Annotated in this window: 22 protein-coding genes; 16 read left to right on the forward strand and 6 right to left on the reverse strand. The window is 54.3% G+C overall.

Features of this window, described 5'->3' with window-relative positions; all coding sequences use genetic code 11:
* Positions 1-5: 5 nt before the first annotated feature.
* Together N512_RS0104945 and N512_RS0104950 are read right to left on the reverse strand one after the other, a co-directional pair.
* On the reverse strand, positions 6-470 hold the full coding sequence (locus tag N512_RS0104945; protein ID WP_028779610.1) for a YhcH/YjgK/YiaL family protein: 465 nt from the start codon (positions 468-470) through the stop codon (positions 6-8).
* Positions 471-686: 216 nt separating this feature from the next.
* Positions 687-3,080: a TonB-dependent receptor plug domain-containing protein gene (locus tag N512_RS0104950; RefSeq protein WP_028779611.1), complete on the reverse strand. Its 2,394-nt coding sequence runs from the start codon at positions 3,078-3,080 to the stop codon at positions 687-689.
* A 458-nt stretch (positions 3,081-3,538) separates the two neighbouring features.
* Between N512_RS0104950 and N512_RS0104955 the strand changes: the two genes are divergently transcribed.
* From N512_RS0104955 to N512_RS0104980, 6 genes are all read left to right on the forward strand, one after another.
* Positions 3,539-4,594 carry a hypothetical protein gene (locus N512_RS0104955; RefSeq protein WP_028779612.1) on the forward strand — a complete coding sequence of 352 codons (1,056 nt, stop codon included), beginning with the start codon at positions 3,539-3,541 and terminating at the stop codon, positions 4,592-4,594.
* A gap of 168 nt (positions 4,595-4,762) precedes the next feature.
* The gene (locus N512_RS0104960; RefSeq protein ID WP_025009287.1) at positions 4,763-5,350 is read left to right on the forward strand and encodes an LON peptidase substrate-binding domain-containing protein; all 588 of its coding nucleotides are present in this window, start codon (positions 4,763-4,765) and stop codon (positions 5,348-5,350) included.
* A gap of 82 nt (positions 5,351-5,432) precedes the next feature.
* The gene (locus N512_RS0104965) at positions 5,433-6,368 is read left to right on the forward strand and encodes a pseudouridine synthase (protein WP_028779613.1); all 936 of its coding nucleotides are present in this window, start codon (positions 5,433-5,435) and stop codon (positions 6,366-6,368) included.
* Between the two features lie 257 nt (positions 6,369-6,625).
* Positions 6,626-8,017, forward strand: coding sequence for a hypothetical protein (locus tag N512_RS0104970; RefSeq protein WP_156029071.1), 1,392 nt, complete (start codon positions 6,626-6,628; stop codon positions 8,015-8,017).
* Complete coding sequence (locus N512_RS0104975; protein WP_028779615.1) at positions 8,010-9,338, forward strand: glycosyltransferase family 2 protein; 1,329 nt, start codon at positions 8,010-8,012, stop codon at positions 9,336-9,338. The genes N512_RS0104970 and N512_RS0104975 overlap by 8 nt, the downstream gene beginning before the upstream one ends.
* Positions 9,338-10,390: an HlyD family secretion protein gene (locus tag N512_RS0104980; protein WP_028779616.1), complete on the forward strand. Its 1,053-nt coding sequence runs from the start codon at positions 9,338-9,340 to the stop codon at positions 10,388-10,390. Before N512_RS0104975 ends, N512_RS0104980 begins: the two co-directional genes overlap by 1 nt.
* 136 nt (positions 10,391-10,526) lie before the next feature.
* Here N512_RS0104980 and N512_RS0104985 read toward each other — a convergent pair whose 3' ends face one another.
* From N512_RS0104985 to N512_RS22300, 3 genes are read right to left on the reverse strand one after another with little or no spacing between them, the layout of a single operon-like run.
* On the reverse strand, positions 10,527-11,126 hold the full coding sequence (locus N512_RS0104985) for a TlpA family protein disulfide reductase (protein ID WP_028779617.1): 600 nt from the start codon (positions 11,124-11,126) through the stop codon (positions 10,527-10,529).
* A complete protein-coding gene (locus tag N512_RS22295; protein ID WP_051472667.1) occupies positions 11,123-11,521 on the reverse strand; it encodes a cytochrome c-type biogenesis protein in 399 nt (132 codons plus the stop codon). Before N512_RS22295 ends, N512_RS0104985 begins: the two co-directional genes overlap by 4 nt.
* Positions 11,514-13,439 carry a heme lyase CcmF/NrfE family subunit gene (locus tag N512_RS22300; protein WP_051472668.1) on the reverse strand — a complete coding sequence of 642 codons (1,926 nt, stop codon included), beginning with the start codon at positions 13,437-13,439 and terminating at the stop codon, positions 11,514-11,516. Before N512_RS22300 ends, N512_RS22295 begins: the two co-directional genes overlap by 8 nt.
* A 389-nt stretch (positions 13,440-13,828) precedes the next feature.
* Between N512_RS22300 and N512_RS0105000 the strand changes: the two genes are divergently transcribed.
* From N512_RS0105000 to N512_RS0105040, 9 genes are all read left to right on the forward strand, one after another.
* Positions 13,829-15,865 (forward strand): multiheme c-type cytochrome, encoded by a 2,037-nt coding sequence (locus N512_RS0105000; protein ID WP_028779618.1) that lies wholly within the window; start codon positions 13,829-13,831, stop codon positions 15,863-15,865.
* Positions 15,866-15,918: 53 nt separating this feature from the next.
* The gene (locus N512_RS0105005) at positions 15,919-16,365 is read left to right on the forward strand and encodes a rhodanese-like domain-containing protein (protein ID WP_156029074.1); all 447 of its coding nucleotides are present in this window, start codon (positions 15,919-15,921) and stop codon (positions 16,363-16,365) included.
* Positions 16,366-16,403: 38 nt separating this feature from the next.
* Positions 16,404-17,156: an FKBP-type peptidyl-prolyl cis-trans isomerase gene (locus N512_RS0105010; RefSeq protein WP_028779620.1), complete on the forward strand. Its 753-nt coding sequence runs from the start codon at positions 16,404-16,406 to the stop codon at positions 17,154-17,156.
* A gap of 11 nt (positions 17,157-17,167) precedes the next feature.
* On the forward strand, positions 17,168-17,821 hold the full coding sequence (locus N512_RS0105015; protein WP_028779621.1) for a hypothetical protein: 654 nt from the start codon (positions 17,168-17,170) through the stop codon (positions 17,819-17,821).
* 75 nt (positions 17,822-17,896) lie between these two features.
* A complete protein-coding gene (locus N512_RS0105020; RefSeq protein WP_028779622.1) occupies positions 17,897-18,397 on the forward strand; it encodes a nitrous oxide reductase accessory protein NosL in 501 nt (166 codons plus the stop codon).
* Between the two features lie 5 nt (positions 18,398-18,402).
* Positions 18,403-19,707 carry a nitrous oxide reductase family maturation protein NosD gene (nosD, locus tag N512_RS22305; protein ID WP_081737089.1) on the forward strand — a complete coding sequence of 435 codons (1,305 nt, stop codon included), beginning with the start codon at positions 18,403-18,405 and terminating at the stop codon, positions 19,705-19,707.
* Entirely contained in the window at positions 19,694-20,605 is a 912-nt protein-coding gene (locus tag N512_RS22310) for an ATP-binding cassette domain-containing protein (RefSeq protein WP_051472669.1), read from the forward strand. Before nosD ends, N512_RS22310 begins: the two co-directional genes overlap by 14 nt.
* Entirely contained in the window at positions 20,605-21,444 is an 840-nt protein-coding gene (locus tag N512_RS22315; RefSeq protein ID WP_051472670.1) for an ABC transporter permease, read from the forward strand. Before N512_RS22310 ends, N512_RS22315 begins: the two co-directional genes overlap by 1 nt.
* A gap of 172 nt (positions 21,445-21,616) precedes the next feature.
* Positions 21,617-22,897 carry a winged helix-turn-helix domain-containing protein gene (locus N512_RS0105040; protein ID WP_028779623.1) on the forward strand — a complete coding sequence of 427 codons (1,281 nt, stop codon included), beginning with the start codon at positions 21,617-21,619 and terminating at the stop codon, positions 22,895-22,897.
* A gap of 10 nt (positions 22,898-22,907) precedes the next feature.
* Here N512_RS0105040 and N512_RS24820 read toward each other — a convergent pair whose 3' ends face one another.
* The gene (locus tag N512_RS24820; protein ID WP_081737090.1) at positions 22,908-23,018 is read right to left on the reverse strand and encodes a universal stress protein; all 111 of its coding nucleotides are present in this window, start codon (positions 23,016-23,018) and stop codon (positions 22,908-22,910) included.
* Between N512_RS24820 and N512_RS24500 the strand changes: the two genes are divergently transcribed.
* Positions 22,998-23,144: a hypothetical protein gene (locus N512_RS24500; RefSeq protein ID WP_197021436.1), complete on the forward strand. Its 147-nt coding sequence runs from the start codon at positions 22,998-23,000 to the stop codon at positions 23,142-23,144. The genes N512_RS24820 and N512_RS24500 overlap by 21 nt on opposite strands.
* Positions 23,145-23,226 lie beyond the last annotated feature (82 nt).

The raw sequence follows: 23,226 nt of genomic DNA on the forward strand, positions 1-23,226 counted from the left end.
TTACTCTAATCCAACAGTACTTTTACGACTACCTTGCGGACAGCAACGGCTTTGGCCAGCGTACCCGGCATATGCATGTCTCCGGGGAAGAAGATGGCAAACATGCCGGCCTTCAAAGGGATAAATGCCGCGGCTTCGCGGTTGGATTGATAATCAAACTCGGCATAGTCGTGCGCCTCATGATAGGGGCGACTGGGCGTTTGGGCTCCCAGCGGCAGGTAGCCAAACTCCTCTTCACCACTGACCACATACTGCACGTCCAGATAGCGTCTATGTACCTCGAATGGCTCGGTTTCTCTGGGCTTGGTGTGGTAATCGTTGATTATGGCAAACAGCTTTTTACCATCCAGTTCATAGCTGCCGGGGGCCAGTTGGCTGAAGTCTGTTGCGGCCAGATAATCCAGGGCAGCCTGAATACGCGGGCCCAGCACTCGGTAATGGCCACGGTTGGCCAGAGTATCCACTATCATTTTGTATCTTCTGGGGAAAGGGGTTGGCTCAGTATAATAGCATTCCTGCTGGAAGTTTGATCTCTTTGAGAAGCTGCAGGCGCCTGACAGGCGCTTGAGTTGCCAAGCGGCCGATATCAGGGGGGATCAGCGCCAAAAAGCACAAGGGCCAGCGATATCGCCGGCCCCCATGTTTCCCTGCAAATATGTTTCCCTGCAAATGTGTTTTCCGGTAAATCAGTAGCTGTATCTGGCTTCGAGGAAGTAGTAACCGCCGTTGAAACCAAAAGGTGTGTTGGTCAATGGATAGACGAAGATCCCGTTGAAGTTGTTGTCGTCCGGGCGTTTTTCCGGATAGGTATCGAACAGGTTCTGCACCCCGGCGGTGAAGCTCAGGTTATCTGTGGCCGCATAGGTCAGCGACAGATCCACGGTGAACTTACCGTCGTACTCCACGTCTTCACGTGAGTAACCTATGGTGTAGGGGCCAAAGTAACTCAGGCGCAGGTTGGTCTTGAAGTCGCCCAGGCTGTGGGTCAGCCCCAGGTTACCTGTGTTCTTCGGATTGGCCTTGGTCATCCGGGTCTGCTCTATACGGTCAAACAGCTGATCTTCCAGGCCATCCAGAAGGTTTGGCAGATGGATATCGCGGATTTCCGTGTCGTTATAGGCATAGGCCAGGCTCGCGCGCAGATCGCCGTAGCTGCCGAGATCAAAGTCCTGGGTCACCACCAGATCCACACCTCGGGTGCGGCTATCTACGGCATTGATAAAGAAGCGTGCCGACTCGGCGTTGGTACCGGCCAGTGCATCTGCCACCACCTGGGAGTCGGCCGGTGTCAGTGAGCTGGAGAGCACGATTCTGTCATCTATGCTGATCTGATAGGCATCCAGAGTCACCGCCAGACCGGAATCATTGGTGTACACCAATCCCAGGCTGAAGGACTCTGACAACTCGGGTTGCAGCTTGCCTACCTGCAGCGCCTGGGTCACGGAAGACAGGTTGTTGAAGGTGCCCGACTCGGTCGGTACCAGCTGGCCTGTCACGGGATCCGGGTTGAACAGGGTCGAGATATTGGTGAAGTACAACTGCTGCACGCTGGGTGCGCGAAAGCCTGTGTTGGCAGTGGCTCTGAGTGCCAGGTTGTCGGTCAGATCGTATCTGGCGGCCAGCTTCCAACTGGTGTTGTCACCAAAGTCGGAATAGTCTTCATAGCGCACCGCGGCGGCCCAGTAGAAGTCGTCGGTCAGTTGGTTTTCCACCTCGAGATAGACACCTATGTTGTCTCTATCCTCATCTACCGCCGATTCTGGGGTAAAGCCGCCAAAGCCTTGGCTGCCGCCGGCCTTGTTCTGATAACCGCCATTGATATAAGAGGCTTGCTCTCCGGCTTCCACCTGATAAGCGTTCTGGCGCCAGGCTGTGCCTACAGCGACCAGGAGCTCTGAGTCATTGTAAAAGTAGAAGTAACGTGAGGCATCCAGAGTCAGGTTCCACTCTTCGGTGGACAGGGTACCTGCGTCGAATTCGGTTTGGCTGCCGGGGCCCAAAGAGGCGTTGAGTGTGTTCTCAACCCGGTACTTAAAGCGGTTCTTGCCGTATCCGGCCGAGGCATCCAACTGCCACTCGCCCAGGTTAAATTCATAACCCAGCAGCAGAGACTGATCTGTGATCTTGGGCGTTATCTGCGGCAGGAAACCATCGGGATAGATTTCGGCAACATTGCGGCTATCCAGTGGACGGCGGAAGAAGGCGCCGGAGCGGGTCTCGCGCTGGCTCAAGCCACCGAAGGCGTACAGTTTGCTGTCATTGGCAAACTCCTGAGCGGCATTGAGAAACAACCCCAGGTTGTCATATTCGGCGTCACCCACATGGTGATTCTTGCGGTTAACGGTTTCTTCGCGGGGATCCGGGCTGCCATCGGCCAGCAATGGATATTGCTGACGCGGATCCAAACCGGCGCGATTGGTGCTGTTCTTGTGATGTGCTTCCAGCGACAGATTCACAAAGCCAGTGTCACCAATGCTGAGGCCGTGGTTGAGGCCGACACGCCACTGCTCGCCATCACCCTGATAGGTTTGACCGGCTTGGGCCGATACCATGCCACCTTCACTGTTGTCTTTGAGCACTACGTTGATCACCCCGGCTATGGCGTCAGAGCCATATTGGGCCGAAGCGCCATCACGGAGAATTTCGATGCGTTTGATGGCCGTCATAGGGATCGCGTTCAAGTCAACGTTGGACGAGCCCTTGCCCACAGTACCAGAGAGATGGACCAGTGCCGAGCCATGACGGCGTTTACCATTAACCAGCACCAGGGTATGGTCCGGTGACAGGCCGCGCAGACTGGCTGGACGCACGGCATCTGAGCCATCGGTGACCGAGGAGAAGGGGAAACTGTAGCTAGGTGCGGCAAACTGCAGCGCCTTGGCGGTTTCCGTCATGCCAGTGGCTTCAAGTTGTTCGGCCGTAATGATATCGACCGGTGCCACGCTGTCGGTTGCGGTCCGCAGGGCGATACGTGAACCTATGACGGAGATGGTTTCGATACTGGGCTGCTCTTCGGCAGCAAAGACGGCAGGAACAGTCAGTTGACTCGCCACTGCCAGTGAAATAAGAGCTAAGCGCATACGACCTCTTGAATGATTCAAAACTGCATTTTTATTGCGCGGATAGTAGCATTGTTACAATTGATGCATTTAGACGTAAAAGTGATAACTCAGAGCGCAGCGTTCTAGAAACATTTAGTTTTTTTGGATAGAAACCTTTCCCTGACCTTGGCTATCCGGGGTTTTGGCTGTTTGGGTTATATAAGGGAAATATTGGGTTTGTTTGGGGTTTAATTGGCTGTTTTGCTTTTATTTCTACAGTGGTTTTTGAGTTAACAGCCTATTTATGACTATCTCGACTTTCAAAGCTGTCTTACGAGCGTTTGAACTTGAGTCGTCCCGGCCGTTTTTCGGAGCAGCCGGGAGGAGAGGGGGAACACTCTGGCAGTGCAAAAGCCAGGCACTCTTGAGTCAAACTTGGCTGCCGTGCAAGGCTGCGGTATCTTGCCTGTGACTTTTGCGGCTCAGGGAGTGACTTTTTGGCTAACTTGCGATTTCTTGCCGGTACAGATGCCTATCAGACATTGATGGAACAGGGATTAAAGCCTGAGAGTTTTACTCAACTATTGGCGGCGTCCGGTGGTCCCAAATGGCTGGGGATTGCCGGGCTCGACAAATACCTGTTTGCCGAGTTTTTCAAACAGAGGCAGACACCGCTTTACACTCTTGGCGCTTCATCCGGCGCCTGGCGTTTGGCCTGTCTGGCTCAGGCAGATCCGCTGGCGGCTTATCAAAGGTTGGAACAACTTTACATAGGCCAGTGCTATGAAACCCGTCCGAGCCGGGAAGAGGTCAGCCGCCAGGTCCGTGGTATAGTCAGCGGGATTTTAGGCTCAAGCGGCACCGAAGAGATCCTCAAACAGTCGCATATTCGCAGTCACATAGTGGTGTGCCGCGCCCGTCACTTGAACCGGGCCGGCAGCAAGTTGGCGCTGGCGGCAGGCCTGGGCGCTACCGCCATGACCAACCTTGTCAGTCGCCGCACCTTGGGGTGGCACTTTGAGCGTCTGGTATTTGCCTCTGCCATAGAGGGTTCCCCCTTCGCTCAGTTGAAAGATCTCCCCGGAAATAGCGCCTTGCTCAGCAGTGACAATATCGAAGCCGTATTGCTGGCTACAGGTTCTATTCCACTGCTGCTGTCACCGGTAACCGAAATCAGCGGTGTGACCAGCGGGCACTTCTATGATGGCGGCATCACTGATTACCACTTCGACCTGCCGCTGTCACGGGCGCCGGGGTTGACCCTGTATCCGCATTTTTATCCCCATATGGCGCCGGGATGGTTCGATAAATCCCTGCCATGGCGCCGGGCCAAGTGCCGTTATCATAATGCTTTGGTGTTAGCTCCCACCGAGGAATTTGTCGCTTCGTTGCCCTATGGCAAAATTCCGGATCGCAAGGACTTTGAAACCTTGGATACCGCCAGTCGTACTCAATATTGGCGCCGTGCCGCCGATATCAGTAACAGATTGGCTGATGAATTTGCCGAGGTATTTCTCGGTGGCAGGATAGCCCAAAGGCTGGAGCCTCTGTAAGCAAGCTTGCAACAAAACCCACTCAACGCCTGTCTAACTCATTAGCAGACCTAAGGACTAGCCCAAATTGCCAATGGATGAAATTTCAGCAACTGCTAGACTTTAAAGCGAATGTTGAACCTCAGGTTCGCTTTCGGTTACTCACTCCCCGAGGGGAAGGAGGTTGCTATGCATACACAGGAAATGGCGTTACTGACCTATGATGCCTTGTTGTTGCCAGGTGGACGGCTTGAGATCAGGATCCTTGACCCCATCACCCTGAGCATGGTGGCCGATGTCCTGAAGGGGAAATATCCGCTGGCTTTCGGAATGCGTAACAGCGTTGCCATGCCGCCCAGTTTCCCCATTGCCACTCGCTGCGAGCTCATCGACTTCAATCAGTTGGAAGATGACTCGCTGAGTATCACCCTGGAAGGCAAGCAAAGGGTCAAAGTCCTGTCCGCCAAACAGGAAAAAGATGGCCGCTGGCTGGCCGAGGTAATGGATTGTCCCAACTGGGCCGAGGAGCCTATTCGGGGCGAGTTCACCCTTATCAGCGCGGCGCTGGAGCAGTTTTATGAGGTCAACCCGGACTTGCGTGGGCTCTACTCATCAGAAGTGCATCTGGATGATGCCGCTTGGGTTAGCCAGCGTTGGTTGGAAGTTTTGCCCTTATACAACAAGGACAAACAGCTGTTGTTGAATCAACCTGATTGCCACAAGACCATGGACTTTGTGCTCAAGTTGATTAAGTCCCATGTTCAGCAGCAGCTTTGAGAGTACCTGCCTCGAATAATTTAAGGTAGATGGAGTAGAATGGCGGCCTTGAGTCGCCATTTTTTATTTTGCCGGAAGAGTTATGAGCCAAACAGACAGAGCCGCACAGCCCTCCTACGTTGTCTTGCCAAGGGATGTGACCGACAAGCCCACTGTTTTGGCCTTTCTTATCGACCATTTCAGGCGCATCGATGCCGATGTTTGGCGTGAGCGGGTCGCTGCCGGCAAGGTACACTGGCAAAATGGTGAGCCTATCCAGGCTGATACTCCTTATCGGCCTACCGCCAGGGTCTACTATTACCGTGAAGTCCCCAAAGAAACCCGGATCCCTTTTGAAGAGCGGATCCTGTTTCAGGACGAGCACAGTATTCTGGTATTCAAACCGCACTTTTTACCTGTGACTCCCAGCGGTAACTATGTCAACGAGTGCCTGGTGCACAGGTTAAGGCGCCGCACCGGGATAGAAACCATAGCGCCGGCGCACAGGCTGGACAGAGAAACGGCCGGAGTCATGCTGATGTCCGCCGATCCCGAAACCCGGCATGCCTATCATGCGCTGTTCCGTGAAGGCCAGATACGCAAGGACTACCAGGCGCTGGCGCGGCTGACACCTGAGCTTCAGGCGGGATTGGCAACTGGCGAACTTAGCCTGCCGCTGCACTGGACGGTGAAAAATCGCCTCATCAAGGGCGAACCCAGTTTTATCATGCGTTTGGCAGAGGGTGAGGCCAACAGTCACTCGGAAATCAGTCTCATCGCCGTTAATGGCGATATGGGGCTGTTCAGTCTGAGTCCAATTACCGGCAAGACTCACCAACTCAGGCTGCATATGCAGAGTCTTGGAATGCCACTGCTGAACGACAGGTTTTACCCCGAACTGCAACCCAGGAGCGAAGATAATTTCAATAAGCCCCTCAAGCTGATGGCTTGTCGCTTGCGCTTTATCGATCCCATCAGTGGCAAACAGCAGGATATAAAAGTGGATGGTTTTGAAACTGAACTGAAGGATACAGTTTGATACTTTTGGAGATAAAAAGAAGGATATTGTTTAGGGGTAATTAAGTATATTTCAGAGTTTTATTTTAAATATAATTAATTATGAGTTGTTCTGAATAATAAAGTGGCAGGTTCTCTTTTTTCGTCAAAATATTGGCGGTTTTGTTTTTTTGGTTATATAATCTCCACCGCTTAAAAATAGATTCTAATTGATTCGTACAAACTTCGCCAAGGATGTTTTCATCTTTCATTGGCGGGCTTGTCGTTGCCGAGATTTATATGTCCATTACCAGAGCCGATATCAGTGTTGAGGCACAGGCCATCCCCTGTTGGATTGGCTTTCGAAATTCAGAAAGTTATAGCACTGATTTTGAAGTGTTTAATGATGTTAGTGACTTCTTGGCTGCCGGTCTTGATTATGAAGTCATCTGCCTGAACCTGCCGGCTGAAGCTCAGGACCAAGCGCTGATTCAGCTGAGATGCCAGCCATCAAGCTTTATGGCCATGATCAAAGTGATAACGCCAAGCCCTCTCTCTGAATATCTGGCCAATGGTTTATTTCAGCCAGACTTCAAACAAGAGTTGGAAAATTATTGGCAAAGGAAGAGCTTAATTAAATTACCCAGCCAGGATGATGTCAGTTATCGTCTGTTGAGTTTTATGTGGTTATTTCCTGAATATCGTTTACAACCTGTGGCTACGCCGGAAAAGCCACATCTTTATGAGTATCCACTGCTGCAGCTATTGACTGGGTCAGCAAAGGCAAGCCAACTGCTGTTGGATAAATTATTGAACCGGCATTGGCTGGCACCCACCAAGCTGAAGGACAGAGTCAGGCTATGCTGCAAGTGCCACTCAGGGCACCTCAACTATATCGATCTCTGTCCCCAGTGCCGCAGCATAGAAATTGATATGCAGACCAGTTTGCACTGTTTTAACTGTGGTCATGTGGATAGTCAGCAAGCCTTCAGTCGCAGTGGCGGACTCAGTTGCCCCAACTGTTTGCAGCGGCTGCGTCATATAGGTGTCGACTATGACAGACCGATAGAAAACCAACATTGCAATAGCTGTAATAGCCTGTTTTTGGAGGCCAAGGTCGAGGCTGTTTGTCTGCACTGTGGTCATGGACATCAACCGGACGAACTGACCATACGTCGCATCTCTGACTTTGAACTGGCGGAGCAGGGAAGGGAACTGGTGCGCCATGGCGTTCAGCAGCAACTGTTTGCCGCGCTTGGCGAACAGATGAGCCGGGCTCACTTCCTCTGGTTACTGCAGTGGCACAATCAGTTGGCACTGCGTCATGGCCATGAGCACCTGTTGTTGGTATTGGATCTGGAGGCATTGGCGCCGGATCTGGCCGGCAGTGGAGAAGCCCGCGCTTTGACTCTGCTCGATGCACTCAAGCAGCGCTTGTTGAGCCTGGTTCGGGTGACCGATGCCTGCAACAGCCATGATGACCAAGGCGTCTTGTTACTATTGCCTTACACTGGCGAGTCACAGTTACCGGCATTGAAGCAAAAACTACAGCGGCTCAATGACAGCGTGCCAGAGGGAGAGTTGAGGTTAAGGCTCAAGGCGGTCAGCCTGCCGGATCAACAACTTGGTGCCGAAGTTGAATCCTGGTTGACCAGCCGTCTGCAGCAGGCCGAGGTATTGGACGGTGAGTGAGTTCAATACCCTGGCTTTTATGAGCCTGGATATTTGGCACAACCTGGCGACAGACGTCAGCCTGTTTCTCTGGCTGGTGCCGATGATTTTTCTCTACGAAATGCCATTGATGCTGATAGTGGTCTCAGGCGTTATCGGCTGGCATTGGCAAACGTTCCGCCGCCCCAAGGTTGAGAAGGCTTATCGACCTAAGGTCAGTTGCATCATCACTTGCTATGCCGAGAAAGAAGCGGTGCGGCAAACCATAGCCACCTTGGCCGAACAGGACTACCCGGGGGAGATGGAGATCATTGCCGTGGTTGACGGCGCGGTGCAAAACGCCGAAACCTTCGAGGTCGCCAAGGCAGCAGCGGCACAATGCCGCCGCCCGGGGCGGGAGATTATCGTGCTGCCCAAGTGGCAACGTGGCGGCCGGGTTTCAACTCTGAATGCCGGTTTGGCCAGGGCCAGCGGCGAGCTGGTAATGAATGCCGATGCCGACACTTCGTTCGACAATGATATGGTTTCCCAAATCGTGCCGCTGTTCGCCGATCCCAACGTGCCGGCAGTCGGTGGCTCTTTGCGGGTGCGCAATGTCGATGATTCGCTGTGGACCAGGATGCAGGCGATTGAATATTTGATCTCCATGCAAGGCGGCAAGACCGGCCTTGGGCATTGGAATCTGCTCAACAATATCTCAGGAGCATTCGGCGCTTTTCGCCGTGACTTGCTGGTCAAAATCGGCGGCTGGGATACCCATACCGCCGAGGATCTGGATCTGACGCTGAGATTCAAACAGTACTTCGGCCGTCATCCCAATTGGCGCATTCCCTTTGCCACGCTGGCCATAGGGCATACCGATGCCCCCATGGATCTCAAGACGCTTGTCTGGCAAAGATTACGTTGGGATGGCGACCTTTTGTTTCTCTACTTTCGCAAGCACTGGCCAGCCTTTACCCCCGGGCTTCTGGGGGGCGCCACCTTCGCCTTTACTCTGGTCTACGGCTTCTTGCAAAACGTGCTGATGCCCTTTGTCATCTTGCTCTACAGCTTAGGGATAGCACTGGCGTACCCCTGGCAGTTTTTGACAACCATTGCCCTGACCATCTACCTGGGATATTTGGGATTCTTGCTGTTCTTCTATCTGCTGGTACTGGTAGCGATTTCCGAGCGGCCACGTCAGGACCTGAAGCTGCTGCTCTGGTTGCCGCTTTATCCCTTCTACGCCTTGTTTATGCGCAGTATCTGCTTGTTTGCCTTGCTTAATGAAGTGGTCAGACGCTCACATGAAGAGAGTTCCATGGCTCCCTGGTGGGTGCTGAAACGCGGGAGAAAATTTTAGTGAAAGTGACTTATCAAGCGGCTGCCAAGGCGCAACAACCCACCCGGGATCAAGGTTTAAAGGTGGACTATGCCCCGGCAAAACGGGGCGGAATGAAATGGCGTTGGTATCTGCTGCTATTGCTGGTTATCGCCCCTGTGGTCTTGCTGCTTTGGGTGTTGCTGCGCCCCAGCCTGTTTGTGCTGGCACCGGGAATACTGACCTCTGAGCCGCTGGAGATGCGGGCAATGCAGAAGGGCCGATTGCTGGAACTTTCGGTACAACCCGGGAGTAGGGTCGATGCCGGTCAGGCGCTTGGGCGCATAGCCGATGCCGGTCTGGACGCCAGCATTGACGAGTTACAGCGCCAGTTGGCCGAGCTGACACCGCCATCGCTGGAGCAGGACCTGGCTATTCTGGGGCAACTGGAACAACGGGTGCTGGTGGCCGAGCAGGGGGTAAAGCGTCAGGATGAACTATTGTCGCAGTTCGAGTCATTTCGTAAGCAGGGGGTGGTTCCCACTGCAGATATGGCGGCGGTGATGCAGGCCCATACCAGTGCCAGAATGGCGCTGGAGCAGGCCAGGGCCGAGCTGTTGCAGCAAAGGCAGTTGCAGCAGCAGGAGCGGGAGGCGGGGGTGATAGCCCAGAGTCGCAACAGCCTGCTGCTTAAGCTTGCGGAGCTGCAGGCCAAACGCCAGCAGTTGACCATACAGGCGCCGTTTGCCGGCCGGGTAGCCGATGTTTTGGTGCAGCAGGGGGAAACCATAGCCGAGCAGCAGCCTATGCTTTGGCTGTCGGGGCGGGCACAGCCTGTGGTGGTCTGTTATCTGGCGCCCAAGTATCTCAACTATGTTGCTCAGGGACAGCAGGCCAGTGTCAAACTGCCCAATGGAACCCGGATCCGCGCCGAAATCAAAGAACCGACCGAATTGGTGGGCAAGGTGCCCAAGCAGCTGTCCGGTCCTTTCGATGGTGACAAACCGGCACTCAAGGTTACGCTTGCTTTGCATCAGAGCCTGCCTTTGGCGATTGAGGGGGTTCCGGTGGAAGTGAGTTTCGATCGTTTCTGAGAAAAAAGGCTTTCCCGACAAAAATTGGCGTGCGTGACGGGAAAGCGGGCAAAAAGTATGGCGGAGAAGTCACATTGTTCTTTGCCAAAGAGTTGCCCGGAGTGACTTGGGAGATGCTCCGGGACGGTTGCACGGTTTACTGTGGCACTTTGCTTTGGGCCAGCGTTTGATACTTGGCGGCAAAGCGCAACAGATAGTCGGCGATATCCGGGTCATCCCAGTCCAGATAGCCGCGAATAAAGCCGACTAAGTTCCCATTGGGATCAAACACATAAGTTGCCGGTACCACGTTGGCCGGCATGATCTTCTCTATCTCTTTCTTGCTGTCTATCCAGCTGTCATCCAACTTGAGCTCATGCTTGGCCAGAAAAGGGGCCACCGCAGCCGGATCTTCATCTATCGACAGCGGCACTATCTGAATACTGCTGCCCTGCAGTTTACTGCGCAGCTTGGCCAGTGCCGGCATCTCACGCAGGCAGGGCGGGCACCAGCTGGCCCAGAGATTCAGCAGCACCAAACGCCCTTGATATTCAGCCAAGGTTTTGGGATTACCCTGCAGATCGGCAAAGGTTACCTTTGCCACCTTTCTGGCGTGCTGCATTTCAACAAATTCACGCATAATCATAGGCTTGTTTGGCACAGGCTCACCTGTGTGATAAGCCTTGTGCTGCATTATGCCCCCTTGGGCTGACAGCGGCAGCAGCAGGGCAAGACATAGAAGAAAATAGGATCTCAAGATGGATTCTCCTGATCGTGAGGGGATTGATTGTTGCTGCGGCCGAAAAACAGCAACACGCCGGGGAGCACCAGCAGCAAGAGTATTGGCCCCAACCACAGCAGCGCCGTACCTGCGTTCAGCGTGGGTTGATAACGGATCTGCTCGCCATAGCGTTCCACCATAAAGTCGAGTATCTGTTCCCGGCTCTTGCCCTGTTGCAGCATCAGATAGATCTGCGCCTTGAGCTCGCTGGCAATGGCGGTTTCCGACTCAAACAGGTTTTGGTTGGTGGCCATGGGGCAGCGAAGTTCCTTGGAAATATCTATGCTGAGACGGGCAATATCCATGTCGGTCGCCTGGGCTTCGGCGCAACCCAAGCTGAGCCATAATCCAAGCAGCATTAGCTTAATCATGTTGAAGTCTCCCTGAGGCGGTTAATACATCGGTTTGCAGCAGGCGTCGTCGGCTTCCGAGGGCCAGCAGGCCGCCAATGGCCATCAAACCACCGCCGAGCCAGATCCAACTCACCAGCGGCTTGATGCTGAGACGCACCAGAAACTCTTCATCACTCAGTTGGGTGCCCATGGAGACATAGAGATCGCCAAAGGCCCCGCGATAGATGGCAGCCTGGGACAGCGACATGCCGTTGGAGTTGAATTCCTGACGCTCCGGATAGAGATAAGTAAGCAGTTGCTCATTGCGCTCAACCCGAATTACGGCCTGTTCACCGCGGTAGGCTGGCTTGTCCAGCAAACGGGTCTGCTCATAGATAAAGGTGTAGTCGCCCAGAATACTGCCTTGGCCCGGGCCCATACGCAGCAGAGAGTGCTGCTCGAAACAGCTGACTCCGGTAGCACCCATGATGCTGACAAGAAGGCCGGTGTGGGCCAGCAACATGGGAATATTGCGGCGCTTACCGGCAATCTGGCCCAGCGGCAATAGATACAGCAGCAGAGTGCAGAGCAGAAAGAGGCTCATGGCACCGCCCGCCAGTAGCCAGGGGTCGAGCCTGCCCTCGAAAAACAGTGCCAGAGCGGTTGCAGCTACAGTGACCAGCGCCAGCAGTCCCAGGCGCCTCGGCGCCATATGGGGCAGGGTGCTTAGCGCCAGGGGTAAGAGCAGCAGCGCCAACATGGGCACAAACAGAGTATTGAAGTAGGGCGCCCCTACCGACAGGCTTCCCAGGCCAAGTGCCTGATAGAAAAGCGGGTAAAGGGTACCCAGCAGGGTCGTCAGCGCCATGGTCAGCAAGATCAGGCTGCCGAGCAACAGCTGACCGTCCCGGCCAAGTGGTGCCAGCTTGCCCGGTTGCCAGTGATGGCGACATCTGAGGCCAAACAGGCAGAAACCGGCGCCTCCGTAGAGCAGCAACAGCAATAGAATGATCACCCCGCGTTCGGGATCGGCAGCAAAGGCATGCACAGACTGAATAATGCCGGAGCGCACAATAAAAGTGCCCAGCAGGCACAGGCTGAAGCCCAGCAACACCAGTGCCAGAGCCGAGAGCTGTGCCAAAGGGTTGTGGTTTTTGATTAACAGGCAGTGCAGCGCGCCTGTGGTCACCAGCCAGGGAATAAAGGCGGCATTTTCCACCGGATCCCAGAACCACCAACCACCCCAGCCCAGCTCGTTATAGGCCCACCAGGATCCGAGGGCATTACCCGCGGTGAGAAACACCCAGGTCAGCAGCAGATGGCGTTTGAGCTTGCCAAGGCGGGCGGCGCTGAACTTGTGGCTGACAAGCAATGCCAGCGCGATACAAAAACAGATCCCAAGGCCTGCATAGCCAAGAAACAGCAATGGCGGGTGCAGGATAAGGCCTATGTCCTGCAACATGGGGCTGAGATCGCGTCCTTCTATCGGCACTTCCGGTAGCAGGCGGGCAAAGGGATTGGCGTACAGCAACATAAAAAAGACAAAGCCACAGAGAATCGCCGAACAGCTACCGTGCAACATCAACAGATAGTTCTGGTCTTGCGAGCGCTTCGGCAACCCCAGCCAGGCCCATAGTGCCATTACTGTCATCCAAAACAGCAAAGACCCTTCATGGCTGCCCCAGACTGCGGCCACTTTATAAAACAGCGGCAGGGCCGAATTGGAGTTGTTGGCCACATAAGCCACAGAGAAGTCGTTGAGGATAAACGCCAATGCCAGCAGGAGTATGGCGCCTGTCAGTCCCAGCGCTTGCCCCAGCAGCAGTGGCCGCAGTGGCCATTCGATACCTGGGTTGCGATATTTGAGCAGCGCAAGCAAGGTGCCAAACAAGGCACAACTACCGCCCAGGATCAGCAGGAAGTGTCCCAGTTCGGGCAACATGGTGATGGAAAACATGGCCGCTCTCTTGTTATGCCGGGATCTCCCGGAAATGGATCTATGGCACTGAGACTAGGGTTATTACCCCTTTGGCTCTGTGATCTGTCACGCCTTTATCAGCCTATGTTTGCCGGTGCGGCATTTTTCAATTTTCAGCCGGGGTTTTGAGGTTTTTTGAGAAATAAAACGCTCAAAAAAAGAACTGAATAGTTCTGTTACTCAAGATTAAAGTTACTGTTTTTAAAGGTAAATGTAAGGTGTTGCTTTCTTGAGTTCTCAAGCGGGGGCGAGCTGTGCTCTGGCGCAGCTTTTTGTCCTTGTACATATGAAGAATGAGTCGTGACCGGTCAAGCCGGCAATAACAAGTTCGTTTGTGAAATAACCGACGACAAATTCAGGAGTATATGATGAGACGATGGCAACAAAGGACAACACTCAGCATGTTGTTTTGTTTAACTGCCGTCAGCGGGGCTGGTGCGCTCGCGGCAGATAAACCAGGTCACGGCAATAAGCAGATGGGAGAGTCGGCGCAGAAGGTGATCGCCAATCCCAACGGCATGGAAAAGGTAAACGGCGTCAAAACGCTGCAGGACTATATCGTTCAGGAAAAAGAGCTGTTCGACTACCTGTTCCAGAATCACCCTGTGTTCAAGTATCAGGAGCAGGGCAAGTTAATTGGTATGTACAAGGTCAGTGACCGCGGTGAAGAGTACATGGACCAAGGTAACGGCCAGAAGTACAGCAAGCGGGTGGGACGCCCCTCTGCGGTGCAGTATCGTTTGGCGGCCAAGTCTATTCTCGACTTCCCCAATAAGTTTGTTGGCCCTGAGAAGTGCGGTGAGTGTCACGCGGTGCAGTATGAGAAGTGGCAGCGCTCGCGTCACGCCAAGACCATACGTTTCCCCGGTGAACACCCGGAAGTGGACAATGATCTGAAGAAAAAGCTGTATGGCTCTGATGCTTCCGTATTGCCGGACGGCATAACTCCGGATGCTATCTACGCCACAGTCGGTACTCCAAGAACCAAGTATGGCTATATCGACAGCTTCCTGGTGCGTGGTTCCTACCATATTGAAGGCGGTCTGCTGAAAGACGGCACAGGTACCATGGTTGCCGGTGGTAACCAGTTCTCCCGTGGTTGGGCCGAATGGTTGACTCCGGAAATGGCCAAGAAGATCCAGAAGGTGATTCCTGACTTCCCCACCAAGATGGAAGACTTCGGCGCCAGTGGTTCTCACCAGTGGGGCATGACCTCCTACGGTGCCAAGTACAAGAAAGAGTTCCTGTTCCAGCCTGCCAGTTCCTACTGCGAGGTTTGCCACAGCTTCAAGTTTGACTTCAAGAACAAGCAGGAATACCTGGATGCTCTTGGCGATCCCAAGAAGCTGCAGGAACACACCATCAGCCGTGGTATCGCTTGTGAAGAGTGTCACGGCGCCGGTGGTCATCTCGATGGTGGTAATGGCGGCGGCATGCCTTCCAACTGTGAACGTTGTCACCAGCGTTTCAACTATATCGATGAGCTGGCCGAGACAGAGCAAGGCAAAGAAAAGCTGGAATATGCCTTCAACGTCAAGATGAAGTCTGCCTGTCCTTCCTGTGGTACCGAAGGTTCACAGATGTTCATGTCTTCTCACTATGACAAGGGCATGCGCTGTTCTACCTGTCACGATCCACACGAAGTCACCAGCAATGACTGGAAATCAGGTTATACCAAGCCTGCCATCAAGAAAGACTGTGTTGACTGTCACCAGGTTCAGGCCGAAATGGCAGCCAATACAGGTACCCACGCCAAGAACAGCTGTACCAGCTGTCACATGCCCAACATGGGCAGCTGTGAGAACTTCACCGCGATTCAGTATCCGGATATGGCCGGTTTCGACGCAGTGCGTAAGTCTCACCTGTGGAAGATTGATGTCAGCCCGGATCGCAAGACCCTTAACCCACCCGAAGGTCAACCTCGCAAGTCCACCACCAAAGGTTGGACTGTGGCCAAGGATGAGAATGGTCACGGCTATCTCGACCTGATGTGGACCTGTGCCCGTACCTCTATCTCTGACCACGATGTGGTTGAGCGTAAAGGTTGTCACAGTCAGTTCCAGTCTGAGCTGAGCAAGGGCCTGCACTTCAAGGATCAGAAAGAGATCTACGGCAAGGTCATGAAGTGGCAGACACCTGTTAAAGACAGCCTGGCCAAAGTGGAAGAAGCGCTCAAGCGTGTTGATCGCAAGGTCGCCAAGAACAAGCTGTCTATCGAAGACAAGACTCAGGTACTGCTGCTGACCGACAAGGCCCGCGACATAGTTGAGTTTATTCGTAAAGACGGTTCCTGGGGTGTTCACGCTCCCCGTTACGCAGCCAAGCGTATGGATGCAGCTGTCACTTATGTGACTCAGGCTGAAGCCATCGCCGACGGCAAAGGCACCAAGACAGCCTCGCTGTAATTAGGCAACTCAGGCTCCGGGCGCTCGTCCGGAGCCTTTAATGGAGGATAAAGATGCGAGTCCGACTCTCATTGAAACAGGCGCTGAAACAGTCCTTGCTGCCACTGGCATTCATGGTTGCGACACCGGCGGTGTTGGCGGGCGGTGGCGGGGAGCTGGTTCCTGCCCCTTACCATGAAGAGATACTCAACCAGATCTCCATGCGTGAGGCCGAGATGCTGCTCAGCCAGCCCGGAGTGATCTTCTATGACGTCAACACTCTGGAGATATGGGGGGATGGCTTCATTCCCGGCGCCATCTACTTCAACGTCAATAACTGGAAGACCTTGTTGCCGGAAAACAAGGACACCACCATGGTGTTTTACTGTGCCAACCGCCTCTGCACCGCCAGCAATGTGGCCGCCAGAGAGGTGATGAAACTGGGTTATACCGATGTCAGACAGATGCCGGATGGTATTTATGGCTGGCGTATTTCCGGACGGCCGATTGAGCGTCCTTGAAAATAGATTATTTGGGCATTGAATTTAGAAATTGCAGGATGAAAACCATGAAATTACAAAAACTTGCTACTACTATCTCCCTCTCGCTTTGTCTGAGCCTGCCCGCGCTGGCGGCCGATTTGAAGACAGAGACAGACAAGACCTCCTACGCCCTGGGTGCCTCAGTGGGCAACTATATTTCGGGCCAGGTTTACCAACAGCTGGAGCTGGGCGCCGAAGTCAATATGGAGCTGCTGATCACCGGCTTTACCGATGCTCTTAAAGACAAGCAGCAACTGACAGATGAACAGATCCTGGATCTGCTCAACCAAAGAGCCATCGCCCTCAATGAAGAAAGAGAGGCGCGCTTCGACAAACTGGCCGAGGAAAATCTCAAGGCCGGCGAAGCTTTCCTGGCCGAGAACAAGAAAAAGTCCGGCGTTAAGGTTACCGACAGTGGCCTGCAGTACGAAGTGCTGAGCATGGGCAAGGGCAAGAAGCCCAACCCGGAAGATGTGGTGACAGTCAATTATGTCGGCAAGCTCATCGACGGCACTGTGTTTGAAGACAGCAGCAAAAACAAGGCTGCCGGTCGTTTCGCGCTGATGACAGTGATCCCCGGCTGGGAAGAAGGCCTGAGACTGATGCCCGAAGGGTCCAAGTTCCGTTTCGTGATCCCTGCCAAGCTGGCCTATGGCGAGCAGGCGCCCGGGGTGATCCCGCCGCAGGCCACTCTGGTGTTTGAAGTCGAGCTGGTCAAGGTCGAAAAGCCGGGTAAAGACAGCAAGCACCCAATGCCTGGCCACGGTTGACAGGAGGCACTATGGCTAATCCGCTCTGGTTGGGACTGGCCCTGCTGAGCCTGGCATTTATGAGCCTGTTTGCCCTCTATCAGTGGCAAACCTGCCGTGGGGACAGAGTTCTTCCTGCCCTGTGGCACTGGAGTCTGCTGCCGCTGCTGATCATAGGCCTGAGTCTTGGGACTTACTCCTATACCGGCCGCTACCAGGATTGGCAGTCGGCCGAGGCCGACGACAGCATAGACTACCTGCTGGCCGCCGAAATTGTCCGGCTGCGACGCGCCAGTGCCGAGGCGCCACAAGACAGTGCCTTGATGCAACAGCTGGCCCAGGCCTATGTGCGCGGCGGCATGTATCTGGATGCGGTGGCTACCCTGAAGCAGCAGTTGCAGCTTCAGGGCAAGAGCGCCGCCTTACTGGGGCAGTTGGCCGAAGCCGCCTATTACCGAGATCAACGCCAGTGGTTGCCGGAATCCCAGGATTGGGTCGAACAGGCCCTGGCGCTGGATAGTGCCGATCCCGGCACCCGGCTGCTGCTGGCCAATGATGCCTTCCTCAACCAAAGATATGCCGAGGCCATAGGCCACTGGCAACTGCTGCTGGACAGCAACAATACGCAACTGGATCGTGAGGCGTTGCAATATGCCATTGCCAACGCCCGCAGCCGACTCGAGTGATTTTTCAACCCTCGCCAAATGGGTTGTCCCTGCAAGGCCCCGGCGAGGCGTTGAATCTATTGATTGGAGAGAAAGATGAAAAAGACACTGCTGGCCATCGCCATTCCCATCCTGCTGCTGGGGCTGCCCGGATGCACACCGGCGCAGAGCCACAATCATGAACATCACGCCCAGCACCTGAAACAGCATGACAGGTGCCATATGTGCGGCATGATGATCACCAAATACCCTGGGCCCAAGGGGCAACTTATGCTCAAAGACAGTGATGCCGTGCCCAAGTTCTGTTCCAGCCGCGACATGTTCAGCTTTGCGCTGCAACCGGAAAATCAACGCCGTATTGCCGCTATGTTTGTTCATGACATGGGCACAACCGACTGGGAGCAGCCGGATGACAACGCCTTTATCGATGCCACCAAGGCCTGGTATGTCTATGGCACCAGCAAGAAGGGAGTGATGGGGCCTGCCGTTGCACCGTTTTCAACCAAGGAAGCGGCGCAGGCTTTCGCCGAAGCCTGGGGTGGCCGGGTACTGGCCTATGAAGAGATCACCCTGGAACTGCTGGAAGGAGCCAACTGAGACAGATGTTACGCACCCTGCTGGCGCTGATGCTGCTCTCTTTTGGCTGCCTTGGCAGCCAAAACCCACTGCAGGCACGCATAGATGCACTGAGTGAAGGCGAGGTGCTGACTCTCTCTGCCGCCGAGTATGTGGGGCCGCTGGTGATCGACAAGGCTATCGCCATTGTCGGTGAGCCAGGCACCATAATTGATGCCGGTGGTAAAGGCAGCGCCGTGACTATCAAGGCCGCCGGCGTGCGCCTGCAGGGGCTTGAGATACGTAACTGGGGCGGCGATCTTTATGAACATGATTCCGGGGTGCGTCTGCTGCCGGGGGCCGATGATGTCCGCCTGCTGCAGCTTGAGCTGTCGGGGCCTGGATTTGGCATTCATGGCGAGCAGCTCAAACGCCCGGAAGTGGAATACTGCCACATAAGCGGTGACGACAGGCGTTATCTGCTGGACAGAGGTGACGGCATCTTTCTCAAATATGTTGAGGCCCCCGAGCTGCACTACAATCAGATAGCTTCGGTGCGCGACGGTATCTATCTGGAAAACGTCGACGCCAGCCGGGTCAGCCACAATCAATTCAGCCGCCAGCAATATGGCATTCACTATATGTATACCCGCAATGACAGTGCCTGGAACAATAGCGCCAAGTGGCTACAGGGCGGCTATGCGCTGATGAGCTCCAAGGGGATCACCCTGGAACACAATCAAGTCAGCGCCGCAATCGATTTTGGTATCTTGCTCAATGTGACACAGCAGAGCGAGGTGCACCATAACCGGGTGACGGCTATTCACAACCCCAAGGGCGATCCCGCCATCGCCAGTGAAGGCAAGGGGCTGTTTATCTACGGCGCCGCCGACAACCGTATCAGCCATAACCATTTCAGTGACAGCGATACCGGTATCAGTGTTGCCCTGGGCGGTGAGGGCAATAGTCTGTGGCGCAACAACATAGAAAACAATCTGACTCAGGTGCGTTATGTCGGCAGTAAATCGCAGGAGTGGAGCCTTCAGGGACAGGGCAACTATTGGAGCAGCTATCAGGGCTGGGATCTTGATGGTGATGGCATAGGCGATACCCCCTATCTACCCAACGATGCCCTGGACAGGCTGTTTTGGCTTTACCCCGAGGCCAGATGGTTGATGGACAGCCCAGTGGTGCTCCTGCTGCGCTGGCTGCAGCGCCAACTGGCACTGGCCAAGGATATAGGTATTCGCGACAGTTTTCCTTTGCTGCAACCCATTGATATTACGCCGAAACAAGAGATTAAAACCAATTCGCAACAGAGTGACGAGGAGACCCACTATGCCCAGCATTGATTGTCGGCAATTGGCCTATGTCCGTGGCGACAGGCCTGTGCTGGAGGATATCAGCTTGCAGCTGCCCCAGGGGAAGTTGCTGGCATTGCTGGGCCATAATGGTGCCGGCAAATCGACCCTGATCAAACTGCTGCTGGGGCTGCTGAAACCCGCCGGTGGCGAGCTGAAGATTCTCGGCAAGGCTGCCGGTGAAAGCCCAATGCAGGTGGGTTATCTGCCGGAGAACGTCAGCTTCTACGACAATATGCCCTTGGGCGAACTGTTGAATTATTTCGCCGGGCTCAAGGGCATAGGTGCGGCCAGGGTCAAAGAGCTGCTGGTTGAGTTTGAACTGGACGGCTTGGTAAAACGCAGGTTGGGACAGTGTTCCAAGGGCCAGAGACAGCGACTTGGGTTGGCGCAGGCGCTACTGAGCCGCCCCAGATTACTGTTGCTCGATGAACCGACAGTGGGCCTGGACCCCTCGGCCTCGGCGCTCATGTATGCCCAATTGGCGGCGCTGAAACAGCGGGGCTGTACCATAGTGGTTTGCACCCATGAACTGGCTTTGGTTGAGCCGCATCTTGACTTGGCGCTCATGCTGGCAAATGGCCGGATGCGGGCGCTGGGAAGCCTGGATAACCTGAGGCAAGAGGCTGACTTACCACAGGAGATCCTGTTGCCATCTCGGCTGGACCTCAGTGGCGATCCCTTGCTGGGGCCGAGCTTTTCCGCTGGCCGGTTGAAACTGGCTAAGGCCAGCGTGCCGGAGGCGATAGCGGTACTGACGGAGCAGTACCGCTGCTTTGACTTTCAGTTGCCCCTGGCCTCGCTCGGTGAGCTGTTTCATCATTTTATGGCACCGCTTGACTCAAATCGCCGGAATGTCGCGCCTAAAAGATTCGGGGAGGCCGCCTGATGCAACTTGTCAGAGAAAATGAAGCATTGACACCCCAGCGGCCTAATCCGTTATTTATCGTTGCCGCCAAGGAGTTCAAAGATTGCCTGCGGAGCCGCTGGCTGCAAACGGCTTGCTGTTTGTTTGCCCTGTTGGCGGCTGCGGTTATTTTCGGCGCCGGGGCCTTAGGCGGTGAGTTTCGTTGGCAGGCGCTGCCGCAGTTGTTCAACTCTCTTTTAACCTTAAGTGTCTTCCTGGTACCGCTGCTGGCGCTGCTATTGAGTTTCGATGCCGTGGTGGGGGAGGCCGAAGCCGGCACCCTGTTATTGCTATTGACCTACCCCTTGAGCCGCAGTCAGTGGCTGGCCGGCAAACTGATGGGGCAGGGCGGCGCCCTGCTGCTGGCTTTGCTGCTGGGGTTTGGCTTGCCTTTGGGGTTATTGCCGGTATTGGCTCAGGAATACCGTAGCGTCGAGTTGCCCGCGGCCCTTGCCCTCTTGCTGGCCAGCGCCTGGTTGCTCGGGTTGGTGTTTATGCTTTTAGGCTACTGGGTCAGCATGCAGGTTAAACAGAAGGCTCAGGCACTGGCGCTGTTGATGCTGCTTTGGCTGCTGCTGGTGCTGCTCTATGATCTGGCCTTACTGGTATTGGCCGTGGTTGCGGCCGATACCCTTGGGCAGTCGGGATTGCAGTGGCTGATGTTGCTGAACCAGGCCAGTGTGTTTCGCTTGCTCAATCAAAGTTTTCTGGGCTTGGCCAGTGGTGTGCCGACCTGGCCCTGGTTACTGGGAATACTCTTTGGCTGGCTGTTGTTGTTATCTTGGCTGTGCCGCTACAGTTTTCAGCGCCGGCCGCTGTGAATCAGCTATTGGAGTTTGCTGTATTAGATAGTTTTTATTTAACGAAAACAAATTGTTAATTGATATAAGTATCACATTCTGACTGTTGCACTCAGGTTAAACTCATAACCTATCCTCAAGCCCCCGCGAATGGGGGCAGTCAAATCTTTTGGAGTGACTTTTCGGAGTGCCAATGCAACAGCTGACTCCCTATTTGGCGTTGGATACCAAGGCAAAACACTTGCTGGATCAACGCGATGGTTCAGAAATCGTCCTGTCGTTTTCTGAGGCTCAGGTATTGTCACACCTGTTGTCTGCCCCGGGAAACGTGTTTGGAAAAGACGAGTTGCTGGCTGTAGGTTGGCCGGAGCGGGTGGTGGCGCTGACGTCACTGACCCAATGCATCAGTATTCTCAGAAAGAAACTGGAACCCTATCCCGAAATTCAACTCAAGACGGTTGCCCGCCGTGGCTATCAGCTGAATATTTCCGAACAGTCCCATGTGCATATGCTGGCCATCTCAGATGGTGAAGCCATCCGCACTGCCTTGGTGAGTGTGTCTCTGAAAATAAAACTCCTGGGGATTTTGTTGTTGTTGGGGCTGGTGGGCTTCTTCTGGTACTACAGTGACTATCATGAGATGGTCAAGCAGGTGAGCCATTGGCGGGCCGACAAGCAGTTGCCCTTGAATGTGGGCGGCACGCTGGCCTCGGCGCAGTTGTTTTACAGTGATGAGGCCAAGCAGCTGCATCCTTCCATGTGGCAAAAGCATCTGGCACCTGAGGGAAATCTTATCCCCGGATTGAAGCATTTCAGCGCTTATGCCTCTTCGGATGGGCGTAATTACTCCTTTGCCATCTGTCCCAGTGCCGATGAAACCGGCTGTGACGGCGATGGTATCATCAATATCACCGCCATAGATCCCAAACCTGCCGGTCTTAGCATGAAGGAGTTTGTGCCCCTGAGCCAGGAGATGGAGCGGCGGATCCGTTACAACCGCATTATTCTGCCGCCGGCGGTAGACAATGCCGAGTTGGTGGAGCACAACTACCATGCGGATATCTATTTCCCGGTCGCCGATGAGCTCTTGGTGCGTACCGATCTCAGCCTATCGCTGGTTTACGACAGCAAAGACTCGGGGCAGTTTTATTCATCGGCCTGCGTTACCGACCAGGACTGCCTTACCACACCGATCAAATATCAACTGCGGGGCTATTTTCACCAGTACCGCACCGAGATTTCCGGCACCCCGGTGGATGTGTTCCAGGTGAAAGTGAACCAGAAAGAACTCACCAAGCCGGACAATGTCAGTGACTCGGCGATGCACTTCTACCGCGAGATCCGTAAAGACGATATCCGTGATGAGGAGATCTACTACTTCCGGGTCTATCAGGATCACAAGACTGCGGTTTGGATAGTGCCGCAGATGGGTAATTTACTGGCCTGGACTACCTACAGTGAAGTGAAGCTCTGAGCCGATAAGGCTACTTCACTACCATCACGGGGCACTTGGCCTTGTTGATAATCTCCTCGGCGACACTGGGCTGCAGCCAATGGGCCAGTGTAGTGCGTTGATGACAACCCACAACTATCATGCCGACATTGGCGCTCTCGGCCTCTTAGAGGATTTGGCCGGCAGCGCTGCCGCGACGGATAAGCACCTCGAGCTGCTGCTCTGGATGCAACTGCTGCAAAAGTGCATGGATTTTCTCCGAGGCTAAATATTAATCCACAAAGAGTTAGTTGAATAGCTAATTCATTGTGGGCATTAGCTGGTTAGAAATTTTGTTCTACTTTGATGAA

Source organism: Shewanella sp. 38A_GOM-205m (assembly GCF_000518445.1).
In the GTDB taxonomy this organism is placed as follows: domain Bacteria; phylum Pseudomonadota; class Gammaproteobacteria; order Enterobacterales; family Shewanellaceae; genus Shewanella; species Shewanella algae.

Bases quoted from the DNA above. Each gene is read 5' to 3' on its own strand.
- N512_RS0104945 (WP_028779610.1), bottom strand. From the start codon at position 470: ATGATAGTGGATACTCTGGCCAACCGTGGCCATTACCGAGTGCTGGGC.
- N512_RS0104950 (WP_028779611.1), bottom strand. From the start codon at position 3,080: ATGCGCTTAGCTCTTATTTCACTGGCAGTGGCGAGTCAACTGACTGTT.
- N512_RS0104960 (WP_025009287.1), top strand. From the start codon at position 4,763: ATGCATACACAGGAAATGGCGTTACTGACCTATGATGCCTTGTTGTTG.
- N512_RS0104965 (WP_028779613.1), top strand. From the start codon at position 5,433: ATGAGCCAAACAGACAGAGCCGCACAGCCCTCCTACGTTGTCTTGCCA.
- N512_RS0104970 (WP_156029071.1), top strand. From the start codon at position 6,626: ATGTCCATTACCAGAGCCGATATCAGTGTTGAGGCACAGGCCATCCCC.
- N512_RS22295 (WP_051472667.1), bottom strand. From the start codon at position 11,521: ATGATTAAGCTAATGCTGCTTGGATTATGGCTCAGCTTGGGTTGCGCC.
- N512_RS22300 (WP_051472668.1), bottom strand. From the start codon at position 13,439: ATGTTTTCCATCACCATGTTGCCCGAACTGGGACACTTCCTGCTGATC.
- N512_RS0105000 (WP_028779618.1), top strand. From the start codon at position 13,829: ATGAGACGATGGCAACAAAGGACAACACTCAGCATGTTGTTTTGTTTA.
- N512_RS0105005 (WP_156029074.1), top strand. From the start codon at position 15,919: ATGCGAGTCCGACTCTCATTGAAACAGGCGCTGAAACAGTCCTTGCTG.
- N512_RS0105010 (WP_028779620.1), top strand. From the start codon at position 16,404: ATGAAAACCATGAAATTACAAAAACTTGCTACTACTATCTCCCTCTCG.
- N512_RS0105015 (WP_028779621.1), top strand. From the start codon at position 17,168: ATGGCTAATCCGCTCTGGTTGGGACTGGCCCTGCTGAGCCTGGCATTT.
- N512_RS0105020 (WP_028779622.1), top strand. From the start codon at position 17,897: ATGAAAAAGACACTGCTGGCCATCGCCATTCCCATCCTGCTGCTGGGG.
- nosD (WP_081737089.1), top strand. From the start codon at position 18,403: ATGTTACGCACCCTGCTGGCGCTGATGCTGCTCTCTTTTGGCTGCCTT.
- N512_RS22310 (WP_051472669.1), top strand. From the start codon at position 19,694: ATGCCCAGCATTGATTGTCGGCAATTGGCCTATGTCCGTGGCGACAGG.
- N512_RS22315 (WP_051472670.1), top strand. From the start codon at position 20,605: ATGCAACTTGTCAGAGAAAATGAAGCATTGACACCCCAGCGGCCTAAT.
- N512_RS0105040 (WP_028779623.1), top strand. From the start codon at position 21,617: ATGCAACAGCTGACTCCCTATTTGGCGTTGGATACCAAGGCAAAACAC.
- N512_RS24500 (WP_197021436.1), top strand. From the start codon at position 22,998: ATGACAACCCACAACTATCATGCCGACATTGGCGCTCTCGGCCTCTTA.
- N512_RS24820 (WP_081737090.1), bottom strand. From the start codon at position 23,018: ATGATAGTTGTGGGTTGTCATCAACGCACTACACTGGCCCATTGGCTG.